The organism is Acinetobacter sp. CAU_H_S170_2, from assembly GCF_058890445.1.
The window spans coordinates 823,251-849,999 of the sequence record NZ_JBZYAE010000001.1; the positions used below are offsets into that span (position 1 = coordinate 823,251).

At 41.7% G+C, this 26,749-nt stretch carries 24 protein-coding genes and 2 tRNA genes; 13 read left to right on the forward strand and 13 right to left on the reverse strand.

Annotated elements, in window-relative coordinates:
• Positions 1 to 26 precede the first annotated feature (26 nt).
• The 5 genes from AC5EUN_RS04045 to AC5EUN_RS04065 all read right to left on the reverse strand — a co-directional run bounded on the left by AC5EUN_RS04045 (position 27) and on the right by AC5EUN_RS04065 (position 2,889).
• Positions 27 to 102, reverse strand: a tRNA-Asn gene (locus AC5EUN_RS04045).
• Between the two features lie 4 nt (positions 103 to 106).
• Positions 107 to 182, reverse strand: a tRNA-Asn gene (locus AC5EUN_RS04050).
• 144 nt (positions 183 to 326) lie between these two features.
• A complete protein-coding gene (gene sodB / locus AC5EUN_RS04055; RefSeq protein ID WP_010327236.1) occupies positions 327 to 953 on the reverse strand; it encodes a superoxide dismutase SodB in 627 nt (208 codons plus the stop codon).
• Positions 954 to 1,161: 208 nt separating this feature from the next.
• A complete protein-coding gene (locus AC5EUN_RS04060) occupies positions 1,162 to 1,782 on the reverse strand; it encodes a superoxide dismutase (protein ID WP_010327235.1) in 621 nt (206 codons plus the stop codon).
• A gap of 348 nt (positions 1,783 to 2,130) precedes the next feature.
• A complete protein-coding gene (locus tag AC5EUN_RS04065; RefSeq protein ID WP_010327234.1) occupies positions 2,131 to 2,889 on the reverse strand; it encodes a Nif3-like dinuclear metal center hexameric protein in 759 nt (252 codons plus the stop codon).
• Positions 2,890 to 3,057: 168 nt separating this feature from the next.
• On the opposite strand from AC5EUN_RS04065, the gene AC5EUN_RS04070 reads away from it, so the two are divergent.
• Entirely contained in the window at positions 3,058 to 4,236 is a 1,179-nt protein-coding gene (locus AC5EUN_RS04070) for a S1C family serine protease (protein ID WP_010327233.1), read from the forward strand.
• A gap of 492 nt (positions 4,237 to 4,728) precedes the next feature.
• Here the strand turns inward: AC5EUN_RS04070 and AC5EUN_RS04075 are convergent, their stop codons facing one another.
• The 3 genes from AC5EUN_RS04075 to AC5EUN_RS04085 all read right to left on the reverse strand — a co-directional run bounded on the left by AC5EUN_RS04075 (position 4,729) and on the right by AC5EUN_RS04085 (position 8,706).
• Complete coding sequence (locus tag AC5EUN_RS04075) at positions 4,729 to 5,691, reverse strand: Tim44 domain-containing protein (RefSeq protein ID WP_010327232.1); 963 nt, start codon at positions 5,689 to 5,691, stop codon at positions 4,729 to 4,731.
• Positions 5,692 to 5,809: 118 nt separating this feature from the next.
• Positions 5,810 to 7,201: a DNA repair protein RadA gene (gene radA / locus AC5EUN_RS04080; protein ID WP_004982587.1), complete on the reverse strand. Its 1,392-nt coding sequence runs from the start codon at positions 7,199 to 7,201 to the stop codon at positions 5,810 to 5,812.
• A 143-nt stretch (positions 7,202 to 7,344) separates the two neighbouring features.
• Positions 7,345 to 8,706: an alanine/glycine:cation symporter family protein gene (locus AC5EUN_RS04085; RefSeq protein WP_005400491.1), complete on the reverse strand. Its 1,362-nt coding sequence runs from the start codon at positions 8,704 to 8,706 to the stop codon at positions 7,345 to 7,347.
• A 331-nt stretch (positions 8,707 to 9,037) separates the two neighbouring features.
• Here AC5EUN_RS04085 and AC5EUN_RS04090 point away from each other — a divergent pair, with 331 nt between their 5' ends.
• From AC5EUN_RS04090 to AC5EUN_RS04115, 6 genes are all read left to right on the forward strand, one after another.
• Positions 9,038 to 10,441, forward strand: a complete 1,404-nt coding sequence (locus tag AC5EUN_RS04090; RefSeq protein ID WP_010327231.1) for an amino acid permease — start codon at positions 9,038 to 9,040, stop codon at positions 10,439 to 10,441.
• 133 nt (positions 10,442 to 10,574) lie between these two features.
• Complete coding sequence (locus tag AC5EUN_RS04095; RefSeq protein ID WP_010327230.1) at positions 10,575 to 10,799, forward strand: hypothetical protein; 225 nt, start codon at positions 10,575 to 10,577, stop codon at positions 10,797 to 10,799.
• Positions 10,800 to 10,831: 32 nt separating this feature from the next.
• Positions 10,832 to 12,082: a diaminopimelate decarboxylase gene (gene lysA, locus AC5EUN_RS04100; protein ID WP_010327229.1), complete on the forward strand. Its 1,251-nt coding sequence runs from the start codon at positions 10,832 to 10,834 to the stop codon at positions 12,080 to 12,082.
• A gap of 6 nt (positions 12,083 to 12,088) precedes the next feature.
• Positions 12,089 to 12,934, forward strand: a complete 846-nt coding sequence (dapF, locus tag AC5EUN_RS04105) for a diaminopimelate epimerase (RefSeq protein ID WP_010327228.1) — start codon at positions 12,089 to 12,091, stop codon at positions 12,932 to 12,934.
• A gap of 154 nt (positions 12,935 to 13,088) precedes the next feature.
• Complete coding sequence (locus AC5EUN_RS04110) at positions 13,089 to 14,000, forward strand: tyrosine recombinase XerC (protein WP_035330499.1); 912 nt, start codon at positions 13,089 to 13,091, stop codon at positions 13,998 to 14,000.
• A 324-nt stretch (positions 14,001 to 14,324) separates the two neighbouring features.
• Positions 14,325 to 14,723, forward strand: a complete 399-nt coding sequence (locus tag AC5EUN_RS04115; protein WP_010327226.1) for a hypothetical protein — start codon at positions 14,325 to 14,327, stop codon at positions 14,721 to 14,723.
• Here the strand turns inward: AC5EUN_RS04115 and AC5EUN_RS04120 are convergent.
• Together AC5EUN_RS04120 and AC5EUN_RS04125 are read right to left on the reverse strand one after the other, a co-directional pair.
• On the reverse strand, positions 14,650 to 15,255 hold the full coding sequence (locus AC5EUN_RS04120; protein WP_010327225.1) for a GNAT family N-acetyltransferase: 606 nt from the start codon (positions 15,253 to 15,255) through the stop codon (positions 14,650 to 14,652). The genes AC5EUN_RS04115 and AC5EUN_RS04120 overlap by 74 nt on opposite strands.
• The gene (locus AC5EUN_RS04125; protein WP_004695793.1) at positions 15,255 to 15,749 is read right to left on the reverse strand and encodes an Lrp/AsnC family transcriptional regulator; all 495 of its coding nucleotides are present in this window, start codon (positions 15,747 to 15,749) and stop codon (positions 15,255 to 15,257) included. Before AC5EUN_RS04125 ends, AC5EUN_RS04120 begins: the two co-directional genes overlap by 1 nt.
• 114 nt (positions 15,750 to 15,863) lie before the next feature.
• Here AC5EUN_RS04125 and AC5EUN_RS04130 point away from each other — a divergent pair, with 114 nt between their 5' ends.
• From AC5EUN_RS04130 to AC5EUN_RS04155, 6 genes are all read left to right on the forward strand, one after another.
• Positions 15,864 to 16,469, forward strand: a complete 606-nt coding sequence (locus tag AC5EUN_RS04130) for a LysE family translocator (protein WP_010327224.1) — start codon at positions 15,864 to 15,866, stop codon at positions 16,467 to 16,469.
• A 482-nt stretch (positions 16,470 to 16,951) separates the two neighbouring features.
• Complete coding sequence (locus tag AC5EUN_RS04135; RefSeq protein ID WP_005400499.1) at positions 16,952 to 17,704, forward strand: electron transfer flavoprotein subunit beta/FixA family protein; 753 nt, start codon at positions 16,952 to 16,954, stop codon at positions 17,702 to 17,704.
• A 17-nt stretch (positions 17,705 to 17,721) separates the two neighbouring features.
• The gene (locus tag AC5EUN_RS04140) at positions 17,722 to 18,657 is read left to right on the forward strand and encodes an FAD-binding protein (RefSeq protein WP_010327223.1); all 936 of its coding nucleotides are present in this window, start codon (positions 17,722 to 17,724) and stop codon (positions 18,655 to 18,657) included.
• Positions 18,658 to 18,952: 295 nt separating this feature from the next.
• Positions 18,953 to 19,561, forward strand: a complete 609-nt coding sequence (locus AC5EUN_RS04145; protein ID WP_010327222.1) for a hypothetical protein — start codon at positions 18,953 to 18,955, stop codon at positions 19,559 to 19,561.
• 305 nt (positions 19,562 to 19,866) lie between these two features.
• Positions 19,867 to 22,848 carry a DNA gyrase subunit A gene (gyrA, locus tag AC5EUN_RS04150; RefSeq protein WP_094148339.1) on the forward strand — a complete coding sequence of 994 codons (2,982 nt, stop codon included), beginning with the start codon at positions 19,867 to 19,869 and terminating at the stop codon, positions 22,846 to 22,848.
• A 73-nt stretch (positions 22,849 to 22,921) separates the two neighbouring features.
• Positions 22,922 to 23,365 carry a hypothetical protein gene (locus AC5EUN_RS04155; RefSeq protein WP_004982555.1) on the forward strand — a complete coding sequence of 148 codons (444 nt, stop codon included), beginning with the start codon at positions 22,922 to 22,924 and terminating at the stop codon, positions 23,363 to 23,365.
• A 33-nt stretch (positions 23,366 to 23,398) separates the two neighbouring features.
• Here AC5EUN_RS04155 and AC5EUN_RS04160 read toward each other — a convergent pair whose 3' ends face one another.
• Genes AC5EUN_RS04160 through AC5EUN_RS04170 form a run of 3 tightly spaced genes read right to left on the reverse strand, consistent with a single transcriptional unit; the run spans position 23,399 to position 26,747 of the window.
• On the reverse strand, positions 23,399 to 24,487 hold the full coding sequence (locus tag AC5EUN_RS04160; RefSeq protein WP_130234920.1) for an ABC transporter permease: 1,089 nt from the start codon (positions 24,485 to 24,487) through the stop codon (positions 23,399 to 23,401).
• The gene (locus AC5EUN_RS04165) at positions 24,484 to 25,614 is read right to left on the reverse strand and encodes an ABC transporter permease (RefSeq protein ID WP_130234921.1); all 1,131 of its coding nucleotides are present in this window, start codon (positions 25,612 to 25,614) and stop codon (positions 24,484 to 24,486) included. The genes AC5EUN_RS04160 and AC5EUN_RS04165 overlap by 4 nt, the downstream gene beginning before the upstream one ends.
• Entirely contained in the window at positions 25,614 to 26,747 is a 1,134-nt protein-coding gene (locus AC5EUN_RS04170) for an HlyD family secretion protein (protein WP_130234922.1), read from the reverse strand. The genes AC5EUN_RS04165 and AC5EUN_RS04170 overlap by 1 nt, the downstream gene beginning before the upstream one ends.
• Positions 26,748 to 26,749 lie beyond the last annotated feature (2 nt).

Below are 26,749 nucleotides of genomic sequence, written 5' to 3' on the forward strand. Positions count from 1 at the left end.
CACGATGCTTGGGCTTTTTAGAATCTTGGCTCTTCCACCTGGGCTCGAACCAGGGACCTGCGGATTAACAGTCCGTCGCTCTACCGACTGAGCTATGGAAGAATAGTGGCTCTCCAACCTGGGCTCGAACCAGGGACCTGCGGATTAACAGTCCGTCGCTCTACCGACTGAGCTATTGGAGAATCTGATGCGCATTTTAGGGAGGAAAGGAAAATGGGTCAAGCAAAAAATATTGAGAAATGAATTGTTTGCTTTATAAATATGCGTTTAGGCAGCAAAAACAAAAAAACCGCTCAAAAAGAGCGGTTTTTTAAACAAGACGAATCTTATTTTTCAACGCCAGCAGCTTGGCCTGCATATTTCGCGTTTGCATAATCCCAGTTTACAAGACTTTCAAGGAAAGTTTTGATGTAAACAGGACGCGCATTACGGAAGTCGATGTAGTAAGCATGTTCCCAAACGTCTATGGTTAACACTGCAACTTTACCGTGTGCAAGTGGAGTGTCTGCATTTGAAGTTTTAAGGATAGAAAGGTTGCCATTTACTTCGTCAGCAACTAACCAAGCCCAACCTGAACCGAATTGAGTTGTTGCCGCAGCAGCAAATTCTTCAGCGAATTTTTCGTAAGAACCGAACGCTTCATCAATTTTAGCAGCTAAAGCACCTGTTGCTTTACCACCACCGTTTTTAGCCATACAGTTCCAGTAGAATGTGTGGTTCCAAACTTGTGCTGCGTTATTGAAGATACCTGCTTTAGATGCATCACCAGCAGAAGCTGTGATGATTTCTTCTAAAGTTTTACCTTCAAGGTCAGTACCCTTGATTAGGTTGTTTAGGTTAACAACATAAGTATTGTGGTGTTTGTCGTGGTGGAATTCTAAAGTTTCTTTGCTGATGTGCGGAGCAAGATCTTCGTAGCCATATGGAAGTGCAGGTAAAGTAATGGTTGTCATGTTTCATTCCTTGCAGATTTGCTGGGTTTTACTTTAAGTGCATTTATTGTAAATGATTCTATGGACAATAGGGCAGTCTTTTAATACACAAAATATGCAAAAAACTTCGCATGGAGACATATACGATACACAAGATATCGTTAGAGTCTTTCGTGCAGAATATATTCATTTTAAAAGACTCTAAGCTCTAGATGGATTGAGGTGGTGATTAATTTTTAGTCTGCAACGCAGCATGGTAACGGCGATTTACTTCATCCCAATCGACCACATTATAAAAGGCATTGATATATTCAGGACGGCGGTTTTGGTATTTTAGATAATACGCATGTTCCCATACATCTAAACCGAGAATAGGGGTATGACCGTGCATCAGTGGTGAATCCTGATTTGCACTGCTTTCAACAATCAGCTGGTGTTCAGGTGTTACGCTCAGCCATGCCCAACCACTGCCAAAACGGCTAATCGCTGCTTTGGTAAATGCATCTTTAAAAGCATCAAAACCACCGAGTTGCTCATCAATAGCCTTTGCCACAGCCCCAGTCGGTTGCCCACCACCTTGTGGACTCATAACTGTCCAAAACAGTGAGTGGTTGGCATGACCACCTGCATTATTGATCACCATATTTTTAAGATCAGTAGGGACTTCATTGACTTTGGCAACCAAATCTTCCACAGACAGTTTCTCCCATTCTGTGCCTGCAATCGCGCCATTAATGTTATTGATGTAGGTTTGATGGTGTTTACTGTGATGAATTTCCATCGTTTTCGCATCAATATTGGGTTCGAGTGCATCATAGGCATATGGAAGAGCGGGTAAAGAATAAGCCATGTGTTTGATTCCTTTAATCATCAAAGTTTGTTTTATTGGGAGTTTTTAAAGCAGTTTTATTATCCACCTAAAAGTTAATGAGAATCAATATGTTTATTATTTGCATTTTTAGGGTGGAAGGTAGCAAGTTTTATTGTTCATATTGGGTTGGAAGTTCAGTATGTATAACAAGAATGAGATGCAAAGCGTTTTTTTGAAATGATGCTATGTTTTGATTTAAAAAGATGAAAGGCTAGGAATAATATTTTAGAAATTAATAATTTGCTGAAATGGAAGTGATATCGGATGCCATGCGATGTAAGCGCATTGAAAGGACTGGGATGAAAGAAGTCTCATCCCAGTGATTGCTTAAATCGGGTTATTTAGCTCGAAATAAACGTATTCAATATCAAATTGTTCTGAAATGGCTTGACCTAATCGCTGCACACCATAGCGTTCAGTCGCATGATGTCCGCAAGCAAAATAATGTACGCCTAATTCTTTGGCTTCATAGAAGGTACGTTCACTGACTTCGCCTGAAATATAGGCATCACAGTCTTGTTCAGCTGCTTTTACAATAAAATCTTGTGCACCACCGGTACAAAAACCGACTTTTTCAATCATGGTCTTGTCCGCAGGAAGATGGGTGACATCAAACTTTAATTTCTCAGACACAAACTTTTTAAACTCTTCTACAGGCATAGGCTGGTTTAAATAACCAATATTGCCAATAGGATGACGCTCAGATGGGTCAAGCGCTTCAATACGTTCTAGTTCGAGCAAATCTGCAATCGCTGCATTATTTCCAAGACTCGGATGGCTGTCGAGGGGGAGGTGATATGCCAACAAAGAAATGTCATGTTGAATCAGACTCTTGATCCGTTTACCGCGCATACCTGTGATGGGAGAGGCTTCACCTTTCCAAAAATAACCATGATGCACCAGTAAAAGATCTGCATTTTCTTGGATCGCGGCATCTATGGCATCTTGCGATGCTGTCACCGCAGCTAAAATTTTACGTACTTCGGTCTTACCTTCAATTTGAAGGCCATTCGGTGCATAGTCCTTAAACTCAGGTGATTTGAGGGTTTGATCACACCACTGAATAATGTCTTGTAATTTTGCCATATCGACTTAAAAACTCTTTTAAATTGATTACATCGGAACCTATTGTTTATTGTAACTAAAGCATGACAAAACTCTTGCTTATTTTTGTGCTTCGGCTTGAATTTCGCTTTACAATAGGCATAAATTACTTAGTCATCAATGAATTAAAACATTTTAGAGGGTGAAATCGTGCGCAGGACCTTTTCCTGGTTACCTTGGGTATTACTCATTTTAGTCATTGCTGGATTTTTTGCTTGGCAGCAGTATCAAAAGCCAAAAGCGCCTGTGGCGTCCGATGGGATTAAAATGCCTGCTGAAAAGGTGGAGCCTTTAATTAACACCACGCGTACCGGTGGTGTAGTTTCTTATAGCGCTGCAGTGAAAGTGGCTGCACCAGCAGTAGTAAATATTTTTACCACGCAAAAAGTCAAACAGCTTGACCATCCGTTACTCAATGATCCTGCGTTCCGTGAATTTTTTGGCAATCAAATTCCAGATCAGTTTAGCCAAAATAAAAATGAAAACAGTTTGGGTTCAGGTGTTATTGTTCGCCCAGATGGTTATATTTTGACAAACAACCATGTAATTGCTCAAGCTGATCAAATTGTTGTGGCATTGCAAGATGGTCGTCGTGCAGTGGCAAAAGTGATTGGTACCGACCCCGATACCGATTTGGCTGTGATTAAAATTGAGCTGGCAAATCTGCCTGTTTTACCCTTTAAGCTAAGTGGCAACGAAGTGGGTGATGTGGTCTTGGCTATTGGCAACCCATTTGGCGTAGGTCAAACCGTTACGCAGGGTATTATCTCTGCTACAGGACGCTCTGACCTGGGTATTAACACTTATGAAGACTTCATTCAAACCGATGCTGCGATTAATCCCGGCAATTCTGGCGGTGCTTTGATTGATGTCGCGGGGAATTTGATTGGAGTGAATACAGCAATTTTCTCTCAGTCAGGTGGGTCTTTAGGTATTGGTTTTGCCATTCCTGCAAGAATTTGCCAGCAAGTACTGAACTCTATTCTTAAAGACGGCCGTGTGGTACGTGGTTGGCTAGGTATCAGTTTATTGCCTGTTGAACAAGTCAATATTCTAGAGCCTAAAGGGCCAGGTGTGGTTGTCGCGGACGTATTAAAAACGGGACCTGCTGCAAAAGCTGGTTTAAAGAAAGGCGACAAGATTGTGAAAGTGAATGATGAAGTGATTACTTCAACCTCACATTTGATTAATTTTGTGGCTCTACAACCGCCGAATAGCACCATTCAGATTTCACTTGAGCGCGATGGCAAACCTTTAGATGTTGCTGTGGTTGTTGGGGAAAGAAAAGAGCAAAATCAGGACTCTCAATTTATCCCATTACCTGAATAAGACTAAAAAACGTAAATAAAAATGCCTCTTTTATAGAGGCATTTTTTATGTGTAGATGATTTACAGTGTAAATATTAAATGCAGAGCATGATCAGTAGAAAACCTTGTGCATTTTAAATGCCTAAGATTGGTAAATGATGATCTTAGTTTGAGTCGAAAATCAAAGCTCACTTATTTTTACATATTGCCCAATGGCATCAAGCATTCATAACGCGATTAACTTATGTGGAGTGGAAATATAAGTCTAAGTAAAATGAAAGTGTGTGGCTGAGGGTGCATTGTACAGCCTCTCATTACGCTTCTTATTTAACATCGATGATAGTTTTACTTCTAGGAAATGTTGAGCGTAACTTTTAAAAAACCATTGCTGTTATCGTTTTGAATGGTGTTTTTGTTTAAGCGAGGCGCTGATGACTCGGTTGAATCGATCGGAGGATTTATTAAGGCACAAAAAAACAGCAACCGAAGTCGCTGTTTTTATATATCTAGAAATTATGCTTCTTGTTGGATACCCGCAACGAGCCAGTCTTGGGTAGAACCAGCTGGTTTTACAAAGTGCCAAACTTCAGCAAAAGGTTGCGGTAAGCTGTTGAGATCTTCACTTACTGTACCAGTAAAACGTACGCTAACCACGTATTGGCTATTTTCTGTCGCAGAGTCCGCAACCATCGCATTAAGGTTTGAAAACTCAGCTACATCTTGATCTTGATTCGCCATAATGTCTTGATACATAGACTGGTAAAGATCAGGTGTTAAGTAACGCTGAATTTCAGAAATGTTACTTGCAGTGTTCATCGACTGAATATGATTGAAACGTTGACGAGCAATACGTAAGAAAGCCGCAGGTTCTGTACCGTCTGGCAGCTGACTACCACTATTGGTATAGGCAGCGCCAAAAGGTGCGTTGTTTTGTGGTGTAGCAGCTGAACCACCTACAGACTGACCAAAAATATTGCTATTGTCATTTGATGTACGTGGTGCAGCTTGTTGGCCAAACGGTGCTTGAGTTGAACCATTGTTTGGCGCGTATGGATTAGCTGCTACTTTTTTTTTTGCGCCCATTTTACGGAAAATGAAGAAGGCAACAGCAGCGGCAAGAAGAATCCAAATCCAGCTCGGAATACCACCTTTTTCTTCCTGTGCTTGCGCTTGAGAAGCAGAGTTATCATCTGCCAATGCATTTGCAGCAACAGCACCAATTGCAGCACCAGCTACACCAGCCGCAACCATACCGCCGACGCCTGGACCAGATTTAGCTGGAGCCGTAGCAGGCGCGCTAGGTTGTTGAACTGGAGTTGCTTGACGAGGTTGTTGATAAGACTGAGTTGGTGCAGCTTGACGGCTCATGCCGTGGCTTTTACCACCACCTGCACGTTTAGCTTCTGCGGCTAAGGGTGCAACTAAAAGAGCCGCTGTTAAAAAACCAGCAATCAAACCACGCTGTCGAACTTCCATCAAATTTTCCTACTCTATAAAAAATAAATTTTAACTCTACCTTTATGCAGTCTTTCAGCCTAAATTTCAATAAAAAAAGTGTTTATTTTATGAGAAATCCAAACGAATGGAATTTAGCTTAGTTGAGTTCGTCACTTAAGCCCATGGCTTCAGTGAGCGCCTCATGTAAGCGCGCCACAGCGATGACCTTCACCCCAGCAATGTCTTTTTGCGGTGCGTTGCCTCGCGGTAGAATAATGTACTTAAAACCATGTTTAATGGCTTCTTTTAAGCGTTCCTGTCCATTGGGGACTGGGCGAATTTCCCCGGAGAGCCCTACTTCACCAAAAACAGCCAGTTGTTGTGGCAGCGCTTTACCTCGCAGGCTAGAGGCACAGGCCAATAAGACAGCCAAGTCAGAGCCTGTTTCCGTGATTTTTAAACCACCGACAACGTTGACATAGACATCTTGTCCAGATGTTTGCACGCCACCATGGCGATGCATTACCGCCAAGAGCATATTTAAACGGTTTTGTTCTAAACCTAAGGCGACTCGGCGCGGTTGACCATGTGCATCATCAACCAAAGCTTGAACCTCAACCAACAGAGGACGTGTGCCTTCACGGCTGATCATCACGATTGAGCCTGCAATGGCTTCATCATAACGACTTAGGAAAATGGCTGAAGGATTCGCCACTTCTCTTAATCCTTTATCGGTCATGCCAAAAACCCCGAGTTCATTGACTGCACCAAAACGATTTTTAACGGCACGAATCATCCGATAACGTGAGTCGGACTGACCTTCAAAGTACAGAACACAGTCCACCATATGTTCAAGCACACGCGGGCCAGCCAGTGCACCTTCTTTGGTGACGTGTCCGACAATGAACAAGGCTGTACCACTATTTTTAGCAAAACGTGTCAGTAAAGCTGCGGACTCGCGAATTTGAGAAACGCCGCCCGGCGCTGACTGGAGTGTTTCGGTATATAGGGTTTGAATGGAATCTAAAATTGCCACGGCGGGACGCTCGTGGGCAAGCATTTCACATATCCGCTCAACACAGGTTTCAGCCATGACTTTGAGTTTATCTGTGGGTAGATCAAGACGATTTGCACGCAAAGCTACTTGAGAAAGTGATTCTTCACCTGTGACATACAATGCCGCACTGTTGGCCGCGGCCATATGCGTTGCTGTTTGCAATAAAATGGTCGATTTCCCAATGCCCGGATCACCGCCAATCAGTACCACGGAACCCGTGACGAGACCACCGCCAAGCACACGATCAAACTCACCAATTCCTGTAGCCAGTCGAGTCTCATGTGAAACTGAAATTTGATTTAAGGTGCTAATAGCAGCAGCTTGACCTGCATAGCCGCCCCCCATTTTGGGCTGCGCACGATGTGTGACTGCAGGTGCAATATTGACTTCAACTAGACTATTCCATTCTCCACATTCAGAACATTGACCCGCCCATTTTGAATGGTCAGCGCCACATTGTTCACAGCGGTAAACACTTTTTGCTTTTGCCATGCTTTATTTGATGCACTATTTGGAGTATTCGATGGTTCAACAGCATACAGAGGATTGCATTTGAAATGAATGCTCTGAATCAAAAAGCCACCCGAAGGTGGCTTAACTATTGAAGATTTTAAAAATGTGCTTTGAAAATAGCCTTAGTACAACTCACCTGATTTACGTTTTTCGACAAAATCACGTGACTCTTTCACAATCACCGTCGACAGCAATAACAAGGCAATTAAGTTTGGAACCGCCATTAAACCATTAAAGGTGTCAGCAAATAGCCAGACTAAATCAAGTGATGCTACACAACCAATAAAGACTGATGCGATGTAAATGAGACGGTACAACAGCACATACTTTTCACCGAGTAAATAAGTACAGCATTTTTCGCCGTAATAGCACCAACCTAAAATGGTGGAATAAGCGAAGAACACAATACCAAAAGTCACGATCCAGCCTCCAACACCCGGCAGTAATTGGTTAAAAGTATGGGTAGTTAATACCGCGCCTGTTTCGCCACCAAAACTATTGCCCGCCATAATAAAGCCCATAACCAAAACGATCCCTGTAATACTACAGACGATAATGGTATCGATAAACGTACCTGTCATTGAGACTAAGCCTTGACGTGCAGGGTGGTCGGTTTTTGCAGCAGCTGCGGCGATCGGCGCCGAACCCATCCCTGCTTCATTTGAGAAGACGCCACGAGCGACACCGTAACGAATGACAGCACCAATTGCGCCACCTGCTACAGCTTCACCCGTAAAGGCATCACGGAAGATCAGTTCAAGTGCAGGCATGACGAGTTCAAGATGGTTGAAGATAATAATGAGGCCACCGAGGACATAGCCAATCGCCATAATCGGAACGATGAAAGAAGCGGCTTTAGAAATAGATTTAATCCCGCCTAAAATAACCAAAGCAGAAAATACCGTAATGACGATACCTGTGATCCATGTTGCAACTCCCGTACTGTTTTCAACAGCGAGCGCAACTGTGTTGGATTGTACTGAACTACCAATCCCAAAAGACGCCAAGGTGCCAAATAGTGCAAAAATCAGTGCTAACCATTTCCATTTTAGGCCGCGTTCAATGTAGTACATTGGACCGCCAGACATTTCACCTTTTTCATTTTTGATTCGGTATTTAACTGCCAGTACGCCTTCACCATATTTGGTTGCCATACCGAACAGGGCTGTCATCCACATCCAAAACACCGCACCTGGGCCACCAAGGACACAAGCGGTTGCAACACCAGCGATATTACCCGTACCAATGGTGGCAGAGAGTGCTGTCATGAGGGATGCAAAGTGGGAAATATCTCCAGTATGAGAATGTGCTTGGTCATGTTTGCCAAATACTTGTTTAAAGGCCAGAGGCAACATGCGGATTTGCCAGAAGAACAAGCGTAATGTGAGGAATATCCCTGTTCCGACAATGAGGACCAACATATAGGGTCCCCAGACCCAACCACTGATGGTTTCCATAAAAGTTTGTAAACTTTGTGTATTCATTTTTCTTTTAGTCCTCTATGTTTTAAAACTTGAAATTTCTAGAAAAATTTTGAGTTTTATTAAGCAATTGATATGCCACAGTCATGCTTCCTGCACGATTTTTTATTGATTTTTAGTCTTGTTGTATTTGTTACACGGAAATTTATTTTTGACAAGTGTTTTGCTGATTTTTTCAACAGGAACTTTTACGTGTCCTTTGTCGTGTTAAATATAAGAAAAATTAATTAACTTTTCAAAAGATGTTGAAAATATAGATTAATACAATTTTATTTTTATTTTTTTGTTCTTTTCGGGTAATTTTGGCGACTGGAAATAAAAGACGACATCAAGAATGAGTTTAGAAAATACAGAATCGACCTCTGAACAAGGTGATTTAAAACGGAGTTTATCCAACCGCCATTTACAACTCATTGCGATTGGCGGTGCGATTGGTACAGGTTTATTTATGGGGTCGGGGAAGACGATTAGTCTCGCTGGGCCATCTATTTTAATCATTTACATGATTATTGGTTTTATGGTGTTTTTGGTCATGCGCGCGCTTGGCGAATTACTGCTGTCTAACTTGAAGTACAAATCGTTTATCGATTTCTCTACCGATTTGATTGGGCCGTGGGCAGGCTATTTCGTTGGCTGGACCTATTGGCTATGTTGGATCACGATTGGTATCGCGGACTTATCAGCCATTATTTATTACCTTCAGTTCTTTAATGGAGGGATGCCGTTCACACCTGGGGAAGGGGTGATGATCAGTGTTGCGGCCATTGTGTTCATCATGGGCTTGAACTTGGTCACGGTGAAACTGTTTGGTGAGCTGGAGTTCTGGTTTGCACTGATTAAGATTATTGCCATTGTGGTGTTGATTGCCGTTGGTCTATGGATGATCTTTACAGGGTTCACTTCAACGACGGGTGAAATTGCATCATTTAGTCATCTTTGGTCACATGGAGGAATGTTCCCAACAGGCGTGACAGGCTTCCTTGCTGGTTTCCAAATTGCGATCTTTGCCTTTGTAGGTGTAGAGCTGGTCGGTACCACGGCTGCTGAAACCAAAGACCCAGAGAAAAATTTGCCTAAAGCGGTGAACTCGATTCCAATTCGTATCATTGTTTTCTATGTACTGTCTTTAGTGATTGTGATGTCAGTGACACCATGGAACGTGATTGATCCAGCGGTTTCGCCTTTTGTGAACTTGTTTAGTCAAGCGGGTATTGCAGCAGCAGCAATCATCATGAACTTGGTGGTATTGTCTTCTGTGATGTCATCAATGAACAGTGGTGTGTTTTCAACGTCGCGTATGTTGTTTGGTTTGTCTCGTGAAGATCAAGGGCCAAAAGCATTTAGCCACTTAAACAAGCGTGCTGTTCCTGCAAATGCATTGTACTTTTCAGCCATTTGTTTACTGTTAGGTGCTGCACTACAGTACTTTGTACCAAATACTGTTGAAGCCTTTACTTTGGCAACTACACTGTCGACGATTTTGTTTATCTGCGTCTGGATTATGATTATCTGGAGCTACATTGTGTATTACAAAACACGTCCAGAGTTACATGTAAAATCGACCTTTAAGCTACCGGGTGGTCTGTTTACCTGTTGGTTTGTGATTGTTTTCTTTATTGGTGTGATCTATGTGTTATCACTAGAAGCCGATACCATGAAAGCTTTAATGGTGAGTCCGATTTGGTTCATCATTTTGATTATTGGTTATTTTGGTTTCTACAAACCGAAACATAAATAATCGATGCGATTGAGAAAAACGCCAGTCTTTAACTGGCGTTTTTTTTTAACTCACTATAATCTTTAGCGCTTAGTGGTTTGGTCATGTATGTTGATCAGGTTATACTTCTTCAAAATATCAAATAGGTGATCAGATGCGTTCTGTCATTTGCTGCATCAGTGTCTTGGTGATGAGTACTGCATTCGTCGGTTGTGGTCAGTCTGGTACATTACATATGCCAAATGATCCAAACTACGACAAGCGAGCGAAATATTTGCTTTATAAAGACGCAGCATCTAAGCCGTCTGTACAAAAGGAAGATACAGCGCCCGTTAAGCAAGAGTTTGCTGCACCTTCAGTTGAAACCAATCAGCCTTAATACCTTAAACGCTTCATAGAAAGGATACATTCATGAGTTTTACCCGCAATCATGGGGTTTTGCACGCTGAGCAATGCTCGCTGCAACAGCTTGCGCAGCAATTTGGTACACCACTGTATGTTTATTCAAAAGCGACTTTTGAAAAACACTTTACAGAGATGGATCGTGCTTTTGACTTTATCGATCATCAAATTTGTTTTGCGGTCAAGTCGAACTCAAACATTGCGGTATTGAATGTCCTTGCGAAGCTCGGTGCAGGTTTTGATATTGTGACCGGCGGAGAACTGGCTCGTGTACTAAAAGCGGGTGGCGATGCTTCTAAAATTGTCTTTTCGGGTTTAGGTAAAACTGAGATCGATGTTCAAAAAGCATTAGAAGTGGGTATTGCATGCTTCAATGTCGAGTCTCATGCCGAGCTAGATCGTATTCAAAAAGTTGCAGCGAAGCTCGGCAAAAAAGCACCCATTTCACTGCGAGTCAATCCAGATGTAGATGCGAAAACGCATCCTTATATTTCAACAGGCTTAAAAGAAAATAAATTTGGTATTCCTTCAGATACGGTGTTTGAAACCTATCAATATGCTGCAACGCTGCCGAATTTAGATATTATTGGTATTGACTGCCATATTGGTTCCCAGTTGACCGAAACACAGCCTTTTGTGGATGCGCTAGATCGTGTGATTGTGATGATCGATCAGCTGAAAACCATGGGTATTCAGTTGAAACACATCGATATTGGTGGTGGTTTAGGCGTGACCTATAAAGATGAAGTACCGCCTACCGTTTTTGAATATGCCAATGCAATGAAGCCCGCTTTAGAAAAATTGGGTTTGAAAGTGTATATGGAACCAGGACGTAGTATTTCGGCAAATGCAGGGGTCCTCCTGACCAAAGTTGATTTACTCAAACCGACTATTCACCGTAACTTTGCGATTATTGATGCAGCCATGAACGACTTGATTCGTCCTGCACTGTATGAAGCATGGATGGATATTCAGCTCGTTACCCCGCGTTCAGATGTCGAGGCAAAAGAGTGGGATGTGGTTGGTGCGATTTGTGAAACAGGTGATTTCTTGGGTAAAGAGCGTCTGCTTGCACTCAAAGAAAATGACGTACTGGCGGTATTGGGTGCTGGCGCTTATGGTTTTGTCATGAGTTCAAATTACAACAGTCGCGGTCGTGCCGCTGAAGTAATGGTGGATGGTGAAAACGCACATTTGATTCGTGAGCGTGAAACCATTGAGTCGCTTTGGGACAAAGAACGTTTATTGCCTGAAGGATAATTCAAGATGTTATTAGAATTTACCAAAATGCATGGTCTAGGCAATGACTTTATGGTGGTTGATTTAATCAGCCAAAGAGCATTCCTTGATACTGTTACGATTCAGCGCTTGGCGGATCGTCATTTCGGCATCGGTTTTGATCAGTTATTGATTGTTGAGCCACCCGATTTACCTAATGTCGATTTCAAATACCGAATTTTCAATGCCGATGGTTCTGAAGTTGAACAATGTGGTAATGGCGTGCGTTGCTTTGCACGGTTTGTACATGAGCGCCAGCTCACTACAAAGACCAAGATTAAAGTGCAAACCAAGGCTGGAATTGTAGAACCTGAACTCGGTCAAAATGGCTGGGTACGTGTGAATATGGGTTATCCAAAGTTCTTGCCACAGGAAATTCCATTTATTGCGGATGCACCAGAAGCTTTGTATGACATTGCTTTGACGAACAATGAGCAATTGACCATTGATGTGGTGAATATGGGTAACCCTCATGCAGTTACAATTGTTCCCGACGTAATCACAGCTGATGTTGCACGTCTAGGGCCTCAGGTTGAATCGCATGAGCGTTTTCCGCAGCGTGTGAATGCTGGGTTTATGCAAATCATTGATGAAAAGCATGCGCGCTTACGTGTGTTTGAACGGGGTGTAGGCGAAACCTTGGCCTGTGGAACTGGAGCTTGTGCGGCTGCGATTTCAGGTATGCGCCGTGGTTTACTCGATTCATCTGTTGAGATTGAGCTCGCAGGTGGTAAGTTGCATATTGAATGGCGTGAAGGTGATGTGGTTTGGATGACGGGACCAACCTCAAATGTCTACGAAGGACGTATCGATCTGAGTTACTATCAAAACTAAGTTTAGCGTCACACAAGAAGCACTGATTCATCAGTGCTTTTTTTATGAAAAATGTACATAGGTATAGAAAGAGCTGAGACAGTGCTACTATGCAAAAGAAAATCAATCTTCCACAGAATAGAACTATAGAGGCTGACTTGTGACTTTTGAGCCCATGCAACTGCTCGCGATGTGGTTAAAACAACGAGAAATACAAAATCAGTCTACCCATACTTTGCAGGCTTATGAACGAGATGTGTCTGAATTTCTGCTATTTTGCGAACAGAAAAAGCTTGAGTTGGGCGATGTTGAAGCTACTGATTTGCGAGAATTTATTGCACAAAAAGTTGAATATCAACAGTTGAGCTCTAGTAGTTTACAGCGGATGTTGTCCTCTATTCGTCAGTTTATGAAATGGGCTGAGCAGGGGCAACATTTGGCTTTTAATCCTGCCGATGACTTTCAACTTAAACGTAAACCTCGTCCTTTACCAGGTCTAGTGGATATTGAAACCATCAATCAAATTTTGGATCAGGCCTTGCCTGAGAAAGAAGTCGAACAGCAAATGTGGTATCGAGACAAAGCTTTGCTTGAGCTGCTTTATTCCAGTGGATTACGCTTAGCGGAAGTGCAAGGCTTAAGAATTAAAGATATCGACTTTAACCGACAGTTACTGCGTATTACAGGTAAGGGTAATAAAACTCGGGTTGTGCCTTTTGGTTCTAAAGCCAAAGATGCAGTAATGAAATGGCTGAGCATTTATCCGCTGTGGAATGGTGATTTTGTGCCCGATGCACAAGTTTTTATTACTCAAAAGGGCAATCCTTTGGGGATGCGCCAGATTGAAAATCGGGTCAAGTTTCAGGCACAGCGTGCAGGCGTAAATATCGATCTGCATCCGCATTTACTCCGTCATTGTTTTGCTAGTCACATGCTGTCAAACAGTGGTGATTTGCGCGCAGTGCAGGAAATGTTAGGCCACAGTAACTTAAGTACCACCCAAATTTATACCCATGTCGATTTTGACAGACTGGCTCAAGTGTATGATCAGACACATCCACGAGCACAGCAAAAGGTGAAAAATTAGTTCATTCATACTTTAAAAATAGTGTCACAGAATGCATGCACTATAGCACTGTGTTTTAGGTTATATGCCAAAGGTCAGAACAAACGGCGTAAACACATTAGGGGATATCTATGAAAGCGCTAGGATGGACTGTGAGATTTGGCATTATTCTTGCTTGAATCAACTAGATCAATAAGTAGCAATGATCGCTCACTTTTGTTAGAAAAAGTGTGATTATGAACTTTTGTAGAATAATAAATCGGCAAAAAATAGAGTATAAACTTAAAAGAGGATGGGCTTAATGTTCCAGTTTAATGAAACGGTAGATTTAAGCTTATATTGAAGATGACAAATGTGAAAATAGGTCAGTATATGATTTCAGATATACAAGCAAAGTATGATCAACTCAGCTCCGCGCAAAAAGATATTTTTGCGGGCTATGGTTTGCGTCAGGTCAAACACTTTGTTGAAATTAGTTTAGCCAATATTGAGCCTGTACTGCCTGAAAATGCATTTGTTCAAGGTGTCAATGCAGCAGGTAAAGTTCAGGCTTTTAATGCAGAGACTGGGCAATACTATTTATGGATTTCCGATTTACAGTGGCAAGCGACTGCACAACCCTCAAATAGCATTGATTTAAAAGACGACTTTCTTGAAGTCTGGAAAATTTTTAATCTTGGACAATATGAATTGATTGATTTAAGTCATATTCATCGTGATTTTTTAGAAAGTCAGTTGGCTTAATGGCATAGAGCGTATATCGAAGCAGTGGGCTATTTTGATCAAGTTTAGGATGATTAAAATAGCCCCGATGTTGCATGCCGAGACGTTTCATTACCGCTTCAGAAGCCCTATTTTGAACTGCGGTAAAAGCAACAACCTCATCCAAGTCTAAAACCGAAAAAGCGAAATATAGGCAAGCCCGTGCAGCTTCTGTAGCATAGCCCTGATGCCAAAACTTCGAGTCCAATCGCCAACCGATTTCGACACAGGGTGAAAAATCAAAGCGTTCAGGTTGAGCATGTAAACCTGTAAATCCAATGAATTCCTGACTATGCTTTAGTTCAACTGCCCAGAAGCCCCAACCATTTTGATTGATGAATTGCTGAAACGTTTGCGCAAGGGCATCGCTTTCTGTTTGTGTGAGTGAACTAGGAAAATAACGCATCACTTGAGCATTGGCATTTAACTGTGCAAATGCAGGAAAGTCATCTGCGCGCCAAGCCCTTAGACGTAAACGCGCCGTTTCTATCGCAAACTTTAAATGCGTTGACATTAGATTTCATCAAGTGGGAGTTGGAAACTTTGTTTAATGATTTGACTTGGCAAGTCTGTTTTGACACTGGTAATGCCATTCTTTTTGGTCAAATGTGTGGATTGGAACTCGCGATAACTTTCTAAATCAGGTACTACAACTTTCAGCATTGCATCGCATTCCCCTAAAATAATGTAGCATTCCATGACTTGAGGGAGCTCTTTCATGGCTTCAATAAAGGTGTCGATGGTTTCGGCATCTTGACCGACCAGCCAAATACGTGAGAACAGAATCAGTTGAAGGCCAATTTTTTGTGGATCGACCACTGTGGTATAATTTTGAATAACACCTGCTTCTTCTAATAGTTTGACGCGTCTTAGGCATGAAGACGGTGATAGACCGATTTCTCGTGCTAAGTCATTATTTTGAATACGACCATTGTCTTGTAAGTGGCGAATGATATTTTTATCAATACGGTCAAGTTTTATGCGCACAGACTTTGGTGATTGTTTCATATCTTAGAATATAATTTGAAAAATACGTTTTATTATAGAATAAATTGAAAGCCAATTTTGTATTATTTCGCACATACTAATTTTCACTTTCTAATGGATGAAAGGGGAAAGGAAATGTCTGTATATGTACTCTTTGCACTGACCGTGCTGCCGCTGATTTTTACACCTGGGCCAGATATGTTATTTATTCTGTCTCAAGTTATGGGCAAAGATGCAAAAGCAGGCATGATGGCGACTGTCGGCGTATGTACAGGCTATTTACTACATTCAATTTTAGTGGCTTTGGGTATTGCTGCCATTATTGTGTCTTTCCCGCTTTTATTTGAAACCATCCGCTGGTTAGGCATTGCATATTTGTTGTATTTGGCCTTTGGTTTATTAAAGTCGGTTTTTAGTACTAAAAAATTGCAACTAGACCGAAAAACGGAAAATAACTTGATCAAAAAAGGCTTTTTTACTGCACTATTAAATCCCAAAGGTATGCTTATCTATTTTGCGATCTTGCCGCAATTTATCGACAAATCTGCCAACACTGTCAGTCAAGGTTTGATTTTATCTTTACTTTTTATCGCGATGATTTTTGTGGTCTACTGTAGTTTGAGTCTGGTTTTTGCAAAACTGACACAGAAGTCCCCAATAGATGAACGTAAACAAAAATGGATTGATGGTACTTCAGGTGGTTTGCTGGCATTGGCCGCGACATGGCTGATTGCCAATTAAACTCAGAGAAGCATGTCAAAATGGCATGCTTTTTTTTTGAGGAAGTTTTTTAGAATGGTTAATAAAGCAGCAATATTGTGTCATCGTATATCTAGAATAATGAGTATTTGAATCTAAGGCTGTGTGATCTATCTTAAATGACAGATTTGTGAAGCCTGATAAAGATGTGAACAGACAGTCAATAATCTATTTGATGGTGAATATTAGAGAAAAGAAATCAAATCTTTGAATAATGTAAATCAGATAAAAATATAATAAAAATCATAACTTAATCTGAGTGCGATTTTGTGCAAATATAGTGCGTACAAAAAAGTATGAACGCGTCGTTCAGCTAAATTTACGCATTTTTACAGCTCTTTGGTGAATTGTGACTTGACCGAAATGCCGTACACATTGCAAGATAGGGCACCTAAAAAAATTTAAGTGAAGAGTTAAACTAACTTTTCTCAACATTTACATTTGCTAAAACAGCCGAGGATTACATGAAGGCTCTTGTTGCTGTAAAACGTGTGGTTGATGCCAACGTTAAAGTTCGCGTTAAGCCGGACAACAGTGGTGTTGACTTAACCAACGTTAAAATGTCAATTAACCCATTCTGTGAAATCGCAGTGGAAGAAGCGGTTCGCTTAAAAGAAAAAGGAACTGTTTCAGAAATCATCGTTGTTTCTATTGGTCCTAAAGAAGCGCAAGAGCAAATCCGTTCTGCTATGGCGCTTGGTGCTGACCGCGGTATTTTAGTTGAAGCTGATGACAGCCAACTGGGTGCTTTAGAAATTGCGAAAGTGTTGAAAGGCGTTGTTGACGCTGAACAACCTCAGTTGATTCTTCTTGGTAAGCAAGCAATTGATGATGACTCTAACCAAGTCGGCCAGATGCTTGGTGCGCTTTTAGGTGCAGGTCAAGGTACTTTTGCTTCTGAAGTTAAAGTTGATGGCGACAAAGTACAAGTAACTCGTGAAATCGACGGTGGTTTACAAACTGTTGAACTTGCACTTCCAGCGATCATCACCACTGACTTACGTTTGAACGAGCCACGTTATGCTGCTCTTCCAAACATCATGAAAGCGCGTAAAAAACCGCTGGATACGAAGTCTCCTGCTGATTTTGGTGTTTCTACAACAACTAAACTTAAAACAGTTAAAGTTGAAGCGCCTGCTGAACGTAAAGCTGGCGTACAAGTGAAGTCTGTAGACGAACTTGTAGAAAAACTAAAAAATGAAGCGAAAGTGATCTAATACAGAAGGATAAAATCATGAGTATTTTAGTTATCGCTGAGCACGACAACAAAGCACTAAATGGTGTAACTTTAAACGTTGTTGCTGCAGCTCAAAAAATCGGTGGTGATATCACTGTATTAGTTGCTGGTTCTGGCGCTCAAGCTGTTGCTGATGCTGCTGCAAAAGTTGCGGGTGTAAGCAAAGTATTACTTGCTGACAACGCAGTTTATGCAAACCAATTGGCTGAAAACGTTGCAGCTTTGGTTGCAGATATTGCTAAAGGTGGTTTCAAACACGTATTGGCTGCATCAACTACAACGGGTAAGAATATTCTTCCACGTGTTGCTGCTCTTCTTGACGTGAGCATGATTACAGACATCATTGCTGTTGAATCTGCAAATACGTTCAAGCGTCCAATCTATGCAGGTAACGCGATTGCAACAGTTCAGTCTGATGAAGCAATCATTGTTGGTACTGTACGTGGTACAGCATTTGACCCAGTTGCTGCTGAAGGTGGTTCTGCTGCGGTTGAAGCTGTAAGCGAAGCAAAAGATGCGGGTATCTCTAAGTTTGTTGCTGAAGAGATCGTGAAATCTGAACGCCCAGAATTAACTGCTGCGCGTATTGTGGTTTCAGGTGGTCGTGGTGTGGGTTCAGGTGAGAACTACCATACTGTTCTTGATCCATTGGCTGACAAATTGGGCGCTGCTCAAGGTGCATCACGTGCTGCGGTTGACGCTGGTTTCGTTCCAAACGACATGCAAGTAGGTCAAACAGGTAAAATTGTTGCGCCTGATCTGTATATCGCTGTAGGTATCTCTGGTGCAATCCAGCACTTGGCAGGTATGAAAGACTCTAAAGTGATCGTTGCGATCAACAAAGACGAAGAAGCACCTATCAATGCAGTAGCAGATTACTGGTTAGTAGGTGATTTGAATACCGTTGTTCCAGAGTTAGTATCTAAAATCTAATTCCTGACAACGTTTCAAAAAACGCTTTTGTGCAAGCAGTTTAAGCAATGCTTAGCTGTCATGTGCAGGAGCGTTTTTTTATGTGCGTAAATCAATCTCAATATTATAAAAAATCAAAATCACTCGATATTTATTTTGTTATTTTAAGTCCTTGTATTTTGCAAATAATAATGAAAATTTAAGCATTTCTTAAGATGAGTGTGCATCTGAATATTCAGATTTATGATACTATTTGCCATCCATTTTTAAGCTTAACTTACACAAAACATTTTTTGTTAAGTTGGGAGTTGTAATCTTGCTGATTGATACGCGTGTATCTTGGTCTGTTCTGATCCTTGCTGTTCTGTGTCTAATTTTTCCATTTTTAGCTGATCTGCAGTTTCCACTTTTAGGTGGTGCTGTTGTACGTGGCGTCGAAAATATTCAAGCATTACTTTTATTGATATTTGCTGTATTTAGCTATTTTTACATGCAGCCAATGCGTCTTTCTGATGGTAAAAAGTATTTTTGGATCTGGGCTGTGCTGTGGTGGTTGCTTTTGTTTGGACGTAGCACCAGTTGGGGTAGGGACTATTTCCCTGAAGTCCCAAAAGTATATTTTCGTGGCATCTCGGTGGTTTTGATTGGTTCAGTCGTATTTATGTTGTTGGTTAAACCATTGCGCCATGAGATTGCGATAAAAATGAAGAACATTACGATACCTGCTTGGGCAATGCTGCTCACGGTGTTGGGTTTGATTATTTCTGACGGCATTGAACACAGTCGCATTTATGGTGGAATTTTCTTACATCAGATTGCTTATAAAGACCTGATGGAGGAGCTATATGAGTTTCCTTTAATACTGGGCTTGTTTATGGTGGCATTTCATATTATGCAGCGCGATAAGCAAGGGATTGATCAGTAAGTTCAAAGATAGGCAAGACATGGCTTAAAGCTCTCAAAAATGAGGGCTTTTTTGCATTTTACGCAACGTTAATAGGGAATGTGATCGGCTGTAAATGTGTATCCTATACATGTGTAAAAAATAACCCCTAAATTAAAGAAAATTAACGAGATTAAGTGTTGTGACGTGACACAAAAATCAGAGTGTTTATGCTATAATTTGCGGCTATATTTCAGTTTTTAGTTCAGTATTTTGAACTAATAATTTTGCAAGTTTTACGACATATAAATGCAAGCGGTTTTACGTTTGTAGAATAAGGAGTATGCATGAGCGTATCGGAAATCAGACCGATTGCGATTGAGGATGAACTCAAGAACTCGTATCTTGACTATGCAATGAGCGTGATTGTTTCTCGTGCTTTGCCAGATGTTCGAGATGGTCTAAAACCTGTTCATCGTCGTGTGCTTTATGCAATGCACGAATTGGGTAATGACTACAACAAAGCTTATAAAAAGTCTGCCCGCGTGGTTGGTGATGTGATCGGTAAATATCACCCACACGGTGATTCTGCTGTTTATGAAACCATTGTTCGTATGGCTCAAGACTTTAGCTTGCGTTATCAATTGGTTGATGGTCAGGGGAACTTTGGTTCGGTCGATGGTGATAGCGCAGCTGCGATGCGTTATACCGAAGTTCGTATGCGTAAGTTGACTCATGAAATCCTTGCCGATCTTGAAAAAGATACGGTGGATTGGGAAGACAACTACGACGGCTCTGAACGTATTCCGCAAGTGATGCCAACGCGTATTCCGAACTTACTGATTAACGGTACTACAGGTATTGCTGTGGGTATGGCGACCAATATGGCGCCGCACAACATGACTGAAGTAGTGAACGCTTGTTTGGCCTATGCTGAAAACCCAAATATTTCAATTGAAGGATTGATGGAATATATTTCGGGTCCAGACTTTCCTACAGGTGGCATTATTTACGGTAAAGCGGGCATTGTTGATGCTTACCGTACGGGTAAAGGTCGTTTGCATATTCGTGGTAAATACCACTTTGAAGAAGACCAAAAAACAGGTCGTACCACGATCGTTTTCACAGAAATTCCATATCAAGTCAACAAAGCGAAAACCATTGAACGTATTGCTGAGTTGGTGAAAGAGAAAAAACTGGAAGGCATTTCTGAGCTACGTGATGAATCTGACAAAGACGGGATGCGTATTGCCATTGACTTAAAGCGTGGTGAAAACGCTGAAGTTGTGGTAAATAACTTATTCCAAAACACGCAGTTGGAAAACTCTTTCAGCATTAACATGGTGTGCTTAGACAACGGCCAGCCAAAGTTAATGAACTTGAAAGACATTGTTGCGGCATTTATTCGTCACCGCCAAGAAGTAGTGACGCGTCGTACTATGTTTGAGTTGCGCAAAGCACGTGAGCGCGGCCATATTTTAGAAGGTTTGACGGTAGCATTAGCAAATATTGATGCGATCATTGAAACCATTAAAACTTCTGCAAACCCAGCTGAGGCGCGTGAGCGTTTACAAGCAGGTGAGTGGGCAGCAGGGAATGTGATTGCATTGCTTGAAAAAGCAGGTTCTGTTTCTGTACGTCCCGACGAAATTGAAGGTGAAGATCCAAGTCGTCCGTTTGGTTTAGATGGTCAGATTTATCGTTTATCGCCTGCGCAAGTTGGTGCGATTCTTGAGCTTCGTTTGCACCGTTTAACGGGTCTTGAACAAGACAAGTTACAAGCTGAATATACTGAAATTTTAGGTCAAATTACTGAACTCACAGCGATTTTAAATGACTTCAATTTATTGATGGCAGTGATTAAAGAAGAATTAGCTTTAATTTTGCAACAATACGGCGATGCTCGTCGTACCGCAATTGTTGAGTCTCGTATTGACTTCTCGCGTGAAGATTTAATTCCTGAAGAGCAAGTGGTACTGACTGTTTCAAAAACAGGTTATGCGAAAACTCAACCACTTTCAGACTATGCTGCGCAGCGTCGTGGTGGACGTGGTAAATCTGCGACCTCGATGAAAGAAGATGACTACATCCAGCATCTGATTGTGACCTCTAACCATGCCACAGTGTTGTGCTTTACCAATGTTGGTAAAGTCTATCGCCTGAGAGTGTTTGAAGTGCCTCAAGCATCGCGTGGTTCAAAAGGTCGCCCAATGGTGAACTTATTGCCACTAGATGCCGATGAGACAATCACAGCAATTCTTCCTGTGATTGATGCGCCGAAGAAATTTAAAGAACGCTTAGCTGAGTTCAAAAACTTTGTGCGTAGCAATGTCGCGACATTACGTGAAAATAGTATTATCGACGCGCATTATGAAGCGTTAAAAGCTTCATTCGATGAGTTGGCTGAAGATGCTGATGAACTCTCTGATGCATTACGTAAGCAATTGAAAGAGTTGGGTGTTGAGCTTTCAACAACTGATTTAGACAATGAAACCGTTGTTGAATTTGCTGATCTTGCAGAGAAAATGCGTAAGAATTTCTTTGTATTTATGGCAACAGCATCTGGTACAGTCAAGCGTGTTGAATTAGAGCAATTTAGTAATGTTCGTTCAAACGGTTTACGTGCAATTGAGCTGAAAGAAGAAGATACCTTGATTGGTGTTGCAATCACCGATGGCGAACAGCAAATCATGTTGTTCTCAAATGAAGGTAAAGCAATTCGCTTCTCTGAAACTGATGCACGTGTGATGGGACGTACTGCAAAAGGGGTACGTGGTATGCGCGTCACTTTAGCTGCAGCTCAGGCCGAAGATGATGGTGAAACCGACACAGATTCAGATGATGAAGAATCTTCTGATTTAAGTGTGGCGAGCCGTATTGTTTCATTGGTTGTTGTGCCTGAAACTGGCGAAGTACTGTGTGCTTCTGCAAATGGTTATGGGAAACGTACGCCAGTTGATGACTTCCCAACCAAGAAACGTGGTGGTAAAGGCGTCATTGCAATCAAAACATCTGAACGTAACGGTGAGTTGGTTGGTGCGGTTGCCATTGATGAATCTAAAGAGTTGATGTTGATTTCTGATGGCGGTACTTTAGTTCGTACTCGTGCCTCTGAAGTTGCTAGAACGGGTCGTAATGCACAAGGTGTACGTCTGATTCGTTTAGGTAATGAAGAAATCTTGGTCGGTGTCGTTGCTGTTGAAGCAGTTGAAGTCGAAGATGATATTTTAGATGCTTCTATTGAAACAACTGAAGAAACTGTGGTTGACGAAGTAAATGTAGATGCATTTGAAAATACAACAGATACCAACACATCGAACGAAGACTAACTGAATGAAAAAGAAAAGGGCGCTTCGGCGTCCTTTTTCGTGTTGGCGATGACCGAGTGGTGGATAAGATTTTATGAAAGCAAAATTACTGGTTTTGAGTTGTGCGTTGGCTTTAACAGCGTGTGATAAATTGGGACAACAGGCATTGGATTCGATCCCAAATCCGAGTCCTGCTCAAGAGAAAGCAGCTCAGCAGGCTTATCAAGCCTTTACTCAGGGCGATTTTCCGCAGCTATATACTTATTTTGAGCCAGAGTTACAGCGTAAATTTAAAACTCATGAAAAAGACATGCGCAAATTTGCAAAATCGATTCCTAAACAAGCCATAACGACTCAAAAAATTGTATCGAAACATATTGAAAAATCGACAGAAAAACCAAGTTTGTATGCAGTTACCTATGAGTATGCTTATAGCAATAAAAACCTAGTTCAATATGATGTTGGTTTTGACAAAGCCGGCGGAAGCACAAAAATTCGCAGCTTTGATGTCAAACTTTATGGGGCTTCAACGGATTAAATGGATAGGATTGCTATCAATACGTTCTAAAATTTAGCGATGCTTGAGACGCCAATAAGCAAATGCTGCGCAAACTATACCAAACACAAAGAGATAGAGTAGTTTCGACAGAATAAGTGCAGTTGGTACACCCATTTGGTTCAGTTGAATAAACATTTGAATCCCTTGGGTCGATGGCAAAACATTGCCCAAGTGTTGCATCCAAACCGGCATTGCGGCGTGTGGCCATGCTGTTCCTGAAAGTAGAAATAGCGGAATAGAGGTAAATACAATGACATGTCCTGCACGCTCAGGCATATCGAAAAATGTTGAAATCAACATGCCTAAAGCCACGATACAGCCTATAAAAATCGGCACGGCCAGTAACATGCCACTAAAATTTCCTCCATGTGGGTAGTCATTTAACCAATAAATAAAGCCAAATAAATATAAACAACCGAGCATACCAATGGTCAGAATGGCGCAAAAAATCGCAAAAAATTCTGTCGTCGTTGGTCGCCATTTCTGTTCGCGGTATCCGGCCAATAACATTCCTAAACCGAGCACGATGGTTTGATGAATAATCAGCGGAGCAATGGCGGGGAAAATATAACTGCCATAACCCGACATGGTGTTAAAAAGCGGCGTTTGATGAATGGAAATGGCTGGAGAAAAGTGCGAAATATTGCCAAATTTTTCCACATGCTCACGTACAGTATTTTCAATTGAGGTGGCCAGACCTAGTCCAATTTGCTTGGTTTTTAAAAAGTTTGCCGCGCTGAGATAGAGCCCAATCCCACCGACTTCGCCATGCCGAAGACTATTGGAAAGATTTTCGGGTAAGAGCAAAATACCATCGGCTTGCTGTTGTTTAATCATATTTTCAGCATCGAGGAAATTGCCTGTCACAGCTTTCACTTCAACATTTGGACTGAGCGAAACTTGCTGAATGATGTTATTGGTCACGATACTTTGTTCTTCATCCACAATCACAATCGGCAAAGCTTCTGCTTGCTGTGCTTTGTAGGCAGTCGGATAGAAAGCACTATAGAAAATCACCGAGAGGATGAGCGTGGTTAAAATCGACTGATTGGCGATAATGTCTTTAAATGTCTTGATGTAATAGTGCAAAAATGACTTCATGACACTGCTCCTTTGATTCTTTTTTTGAGGAGCAGGATAGAGGTCAAAGCGTAAAAGACCACATAGAGGATAAGTATGAGTAAAGGTAACAGCGATGAACTGATTGGGCTACCAATGACCCATTGTTCGGTTTGTAGTTTGGCATAAGGTGTGTAAGGGATAATATTGGCCCAAAATTTGGTAAACAGTGGTGCGTTATTTAAGGGGAGCGTCACTCCTGCAAAACTGAGTGATGAGCCGCCGTACACAGCAATTAAACCAAAGGTTTTGGATAAGTTATTGGTGGCTAAAACAATGGTGCTACTGATCAAGGCATAGGCACTATAAAATAAAAGCTGTGCCAACATGATCAACCAAAGTTGACCTGCAACAAACCAACCGCGAATCTCAATCAGCCAAAACATCCACGCCCATGTCCATAAGCTAAAAATAAGTACATAGGTCAGGTTTTTCGTGAGGATGGCTTTAAAAGCAGATTGGTTGTTTAGCCAATTTTGCGCTGTATGAAACTTAAATTCTTGACCGACTGAAAATGCGACACAGCAGCAGAGTAGTAAATGCAAAATCGCAGGAATCATAAAGGGTTCTAAATAGAACTCATAACTCAAATTTGGGTTGTATAAGGTCGAAATTTTAACGTGTGGTGTAGGTACATCTAAATAAGGAATAGTATTTTCTAAATAGCTTTCACCAGCATAGTCTGCCATGGCTTCAACTGTGCTGAGTAACATAGCTGATGAAATGGTGTTCCCCACACTAAAGTAACTTTGGTTATAGGCAATGCTGATTTCAGCATCTTTAGCTTGAACAAAACGTTGTTCGGCACCATGGGGAATACTGACGTAACCCCAAACTTTGGTTTGGTTCAGCAACTTTTCAACTTCGGCATTTTGATCACTGACGATGGCGACATCTAAAGTATGGTTGAGTCTCAAGTAGCGCTGTATATTTTGGCTCAGTTCACTTTGGTCTTGGTCAATAATCGCAATAGGCAAATGTTCGGGTTTACCTTGGGCAAACATGCTGGAAAACAGCACGATGATAAACAGTGGGGCAAGCGTGACTAAACATAGATCCCACTTATGCTTCAGTAAATAGTTCAGTTCCCGCAGTAGCCCACTTAGCATTATTTGCTCTCTTTGACTTTAAACAACACACTCATGCCAACTTTTAGGTCTGGAATGGCTTGCGCAGGCGTCAAATGAACTTTAAAGCTACGAATGTCATAGCCTCCTGTTTGGCGTGTGGTCTTAATGGTGGCAAATTCGCCTTCGGCATCAATATTCTTAATATTAAAGTGGGTATGTAGATTTAAGGCTGGAATAAAGCCTTCAATTTGTTTTGCTTGATAGATGTTGGCGTATTGGTCTTCACGAATATTCAGTGATACCCAAAGCTCGTGATCTTGAATAATACTGACAATCGGCACCCCCATCGCCACCAATTCAGAGGGTTTGCCATAGGTTTTAGACACGGTACCGTCAATGGGTGAAAGTAGTTTGGTTTCAGCTTCAAGTGCATTGACTTCAGCAACAGCTGCTTTTGCAATTTGCACTTGCGCATCTGCTGAACTTTTTTGTTGTGGGGTGCTGCCACGTTCAGCCCGAGCATATTGTTGATATGCGGCTTCTGTCATTTGAGCAGCTGATTGTGCCGCAGCATGCATTTCATCGCGACGTTGGCGTGAGATGACACCTTGTTGATACAAGTTTGTACCACGTTGATAGGTGGTTTGTGCCAAAGTTTGCTGTGCTTTCAGTGCTTGCCAGTTGGCGTATAAACTTGCAATATTTTCTTCCTGAGAGCCACGGTCAGCGGTGGACTGGAGTGCTAAAGCAGCCTGTAAGCTGGCCAATGCTTGCTGTTTTTTGGCATCGACTTCTGGGCTATACAGTCGAACGAGTTCTTGGTTTTTGCTGATCTTCTGTCCGTCATGTACATAAATTTCATCAATTCGACTTGGCACTTTGGTGCTAACATGGATCGTTTCTGCCTCAACCCGACCTTGGATTTCAACCGTTTTCGGTTGATAGGCCTTCCACAGTCCAAAAGCAATCACGATGAATAGAATAATGAGAGCAAGCCCCCCAATCAGCTTGATCGCTTTGGACTTTTGCTCGGGGTTTGTATTGGCTGATGCTGGCTCAGTCTGTGCCTGTTCTTGAGTATTATTTGTGGTTAATTCCTCTGTTGATGGCTCCACTTGATCTTCTTGTTTTTCAGGTTTTTGCGGATCAGATTGGTTTTGATCTTGATTCATTA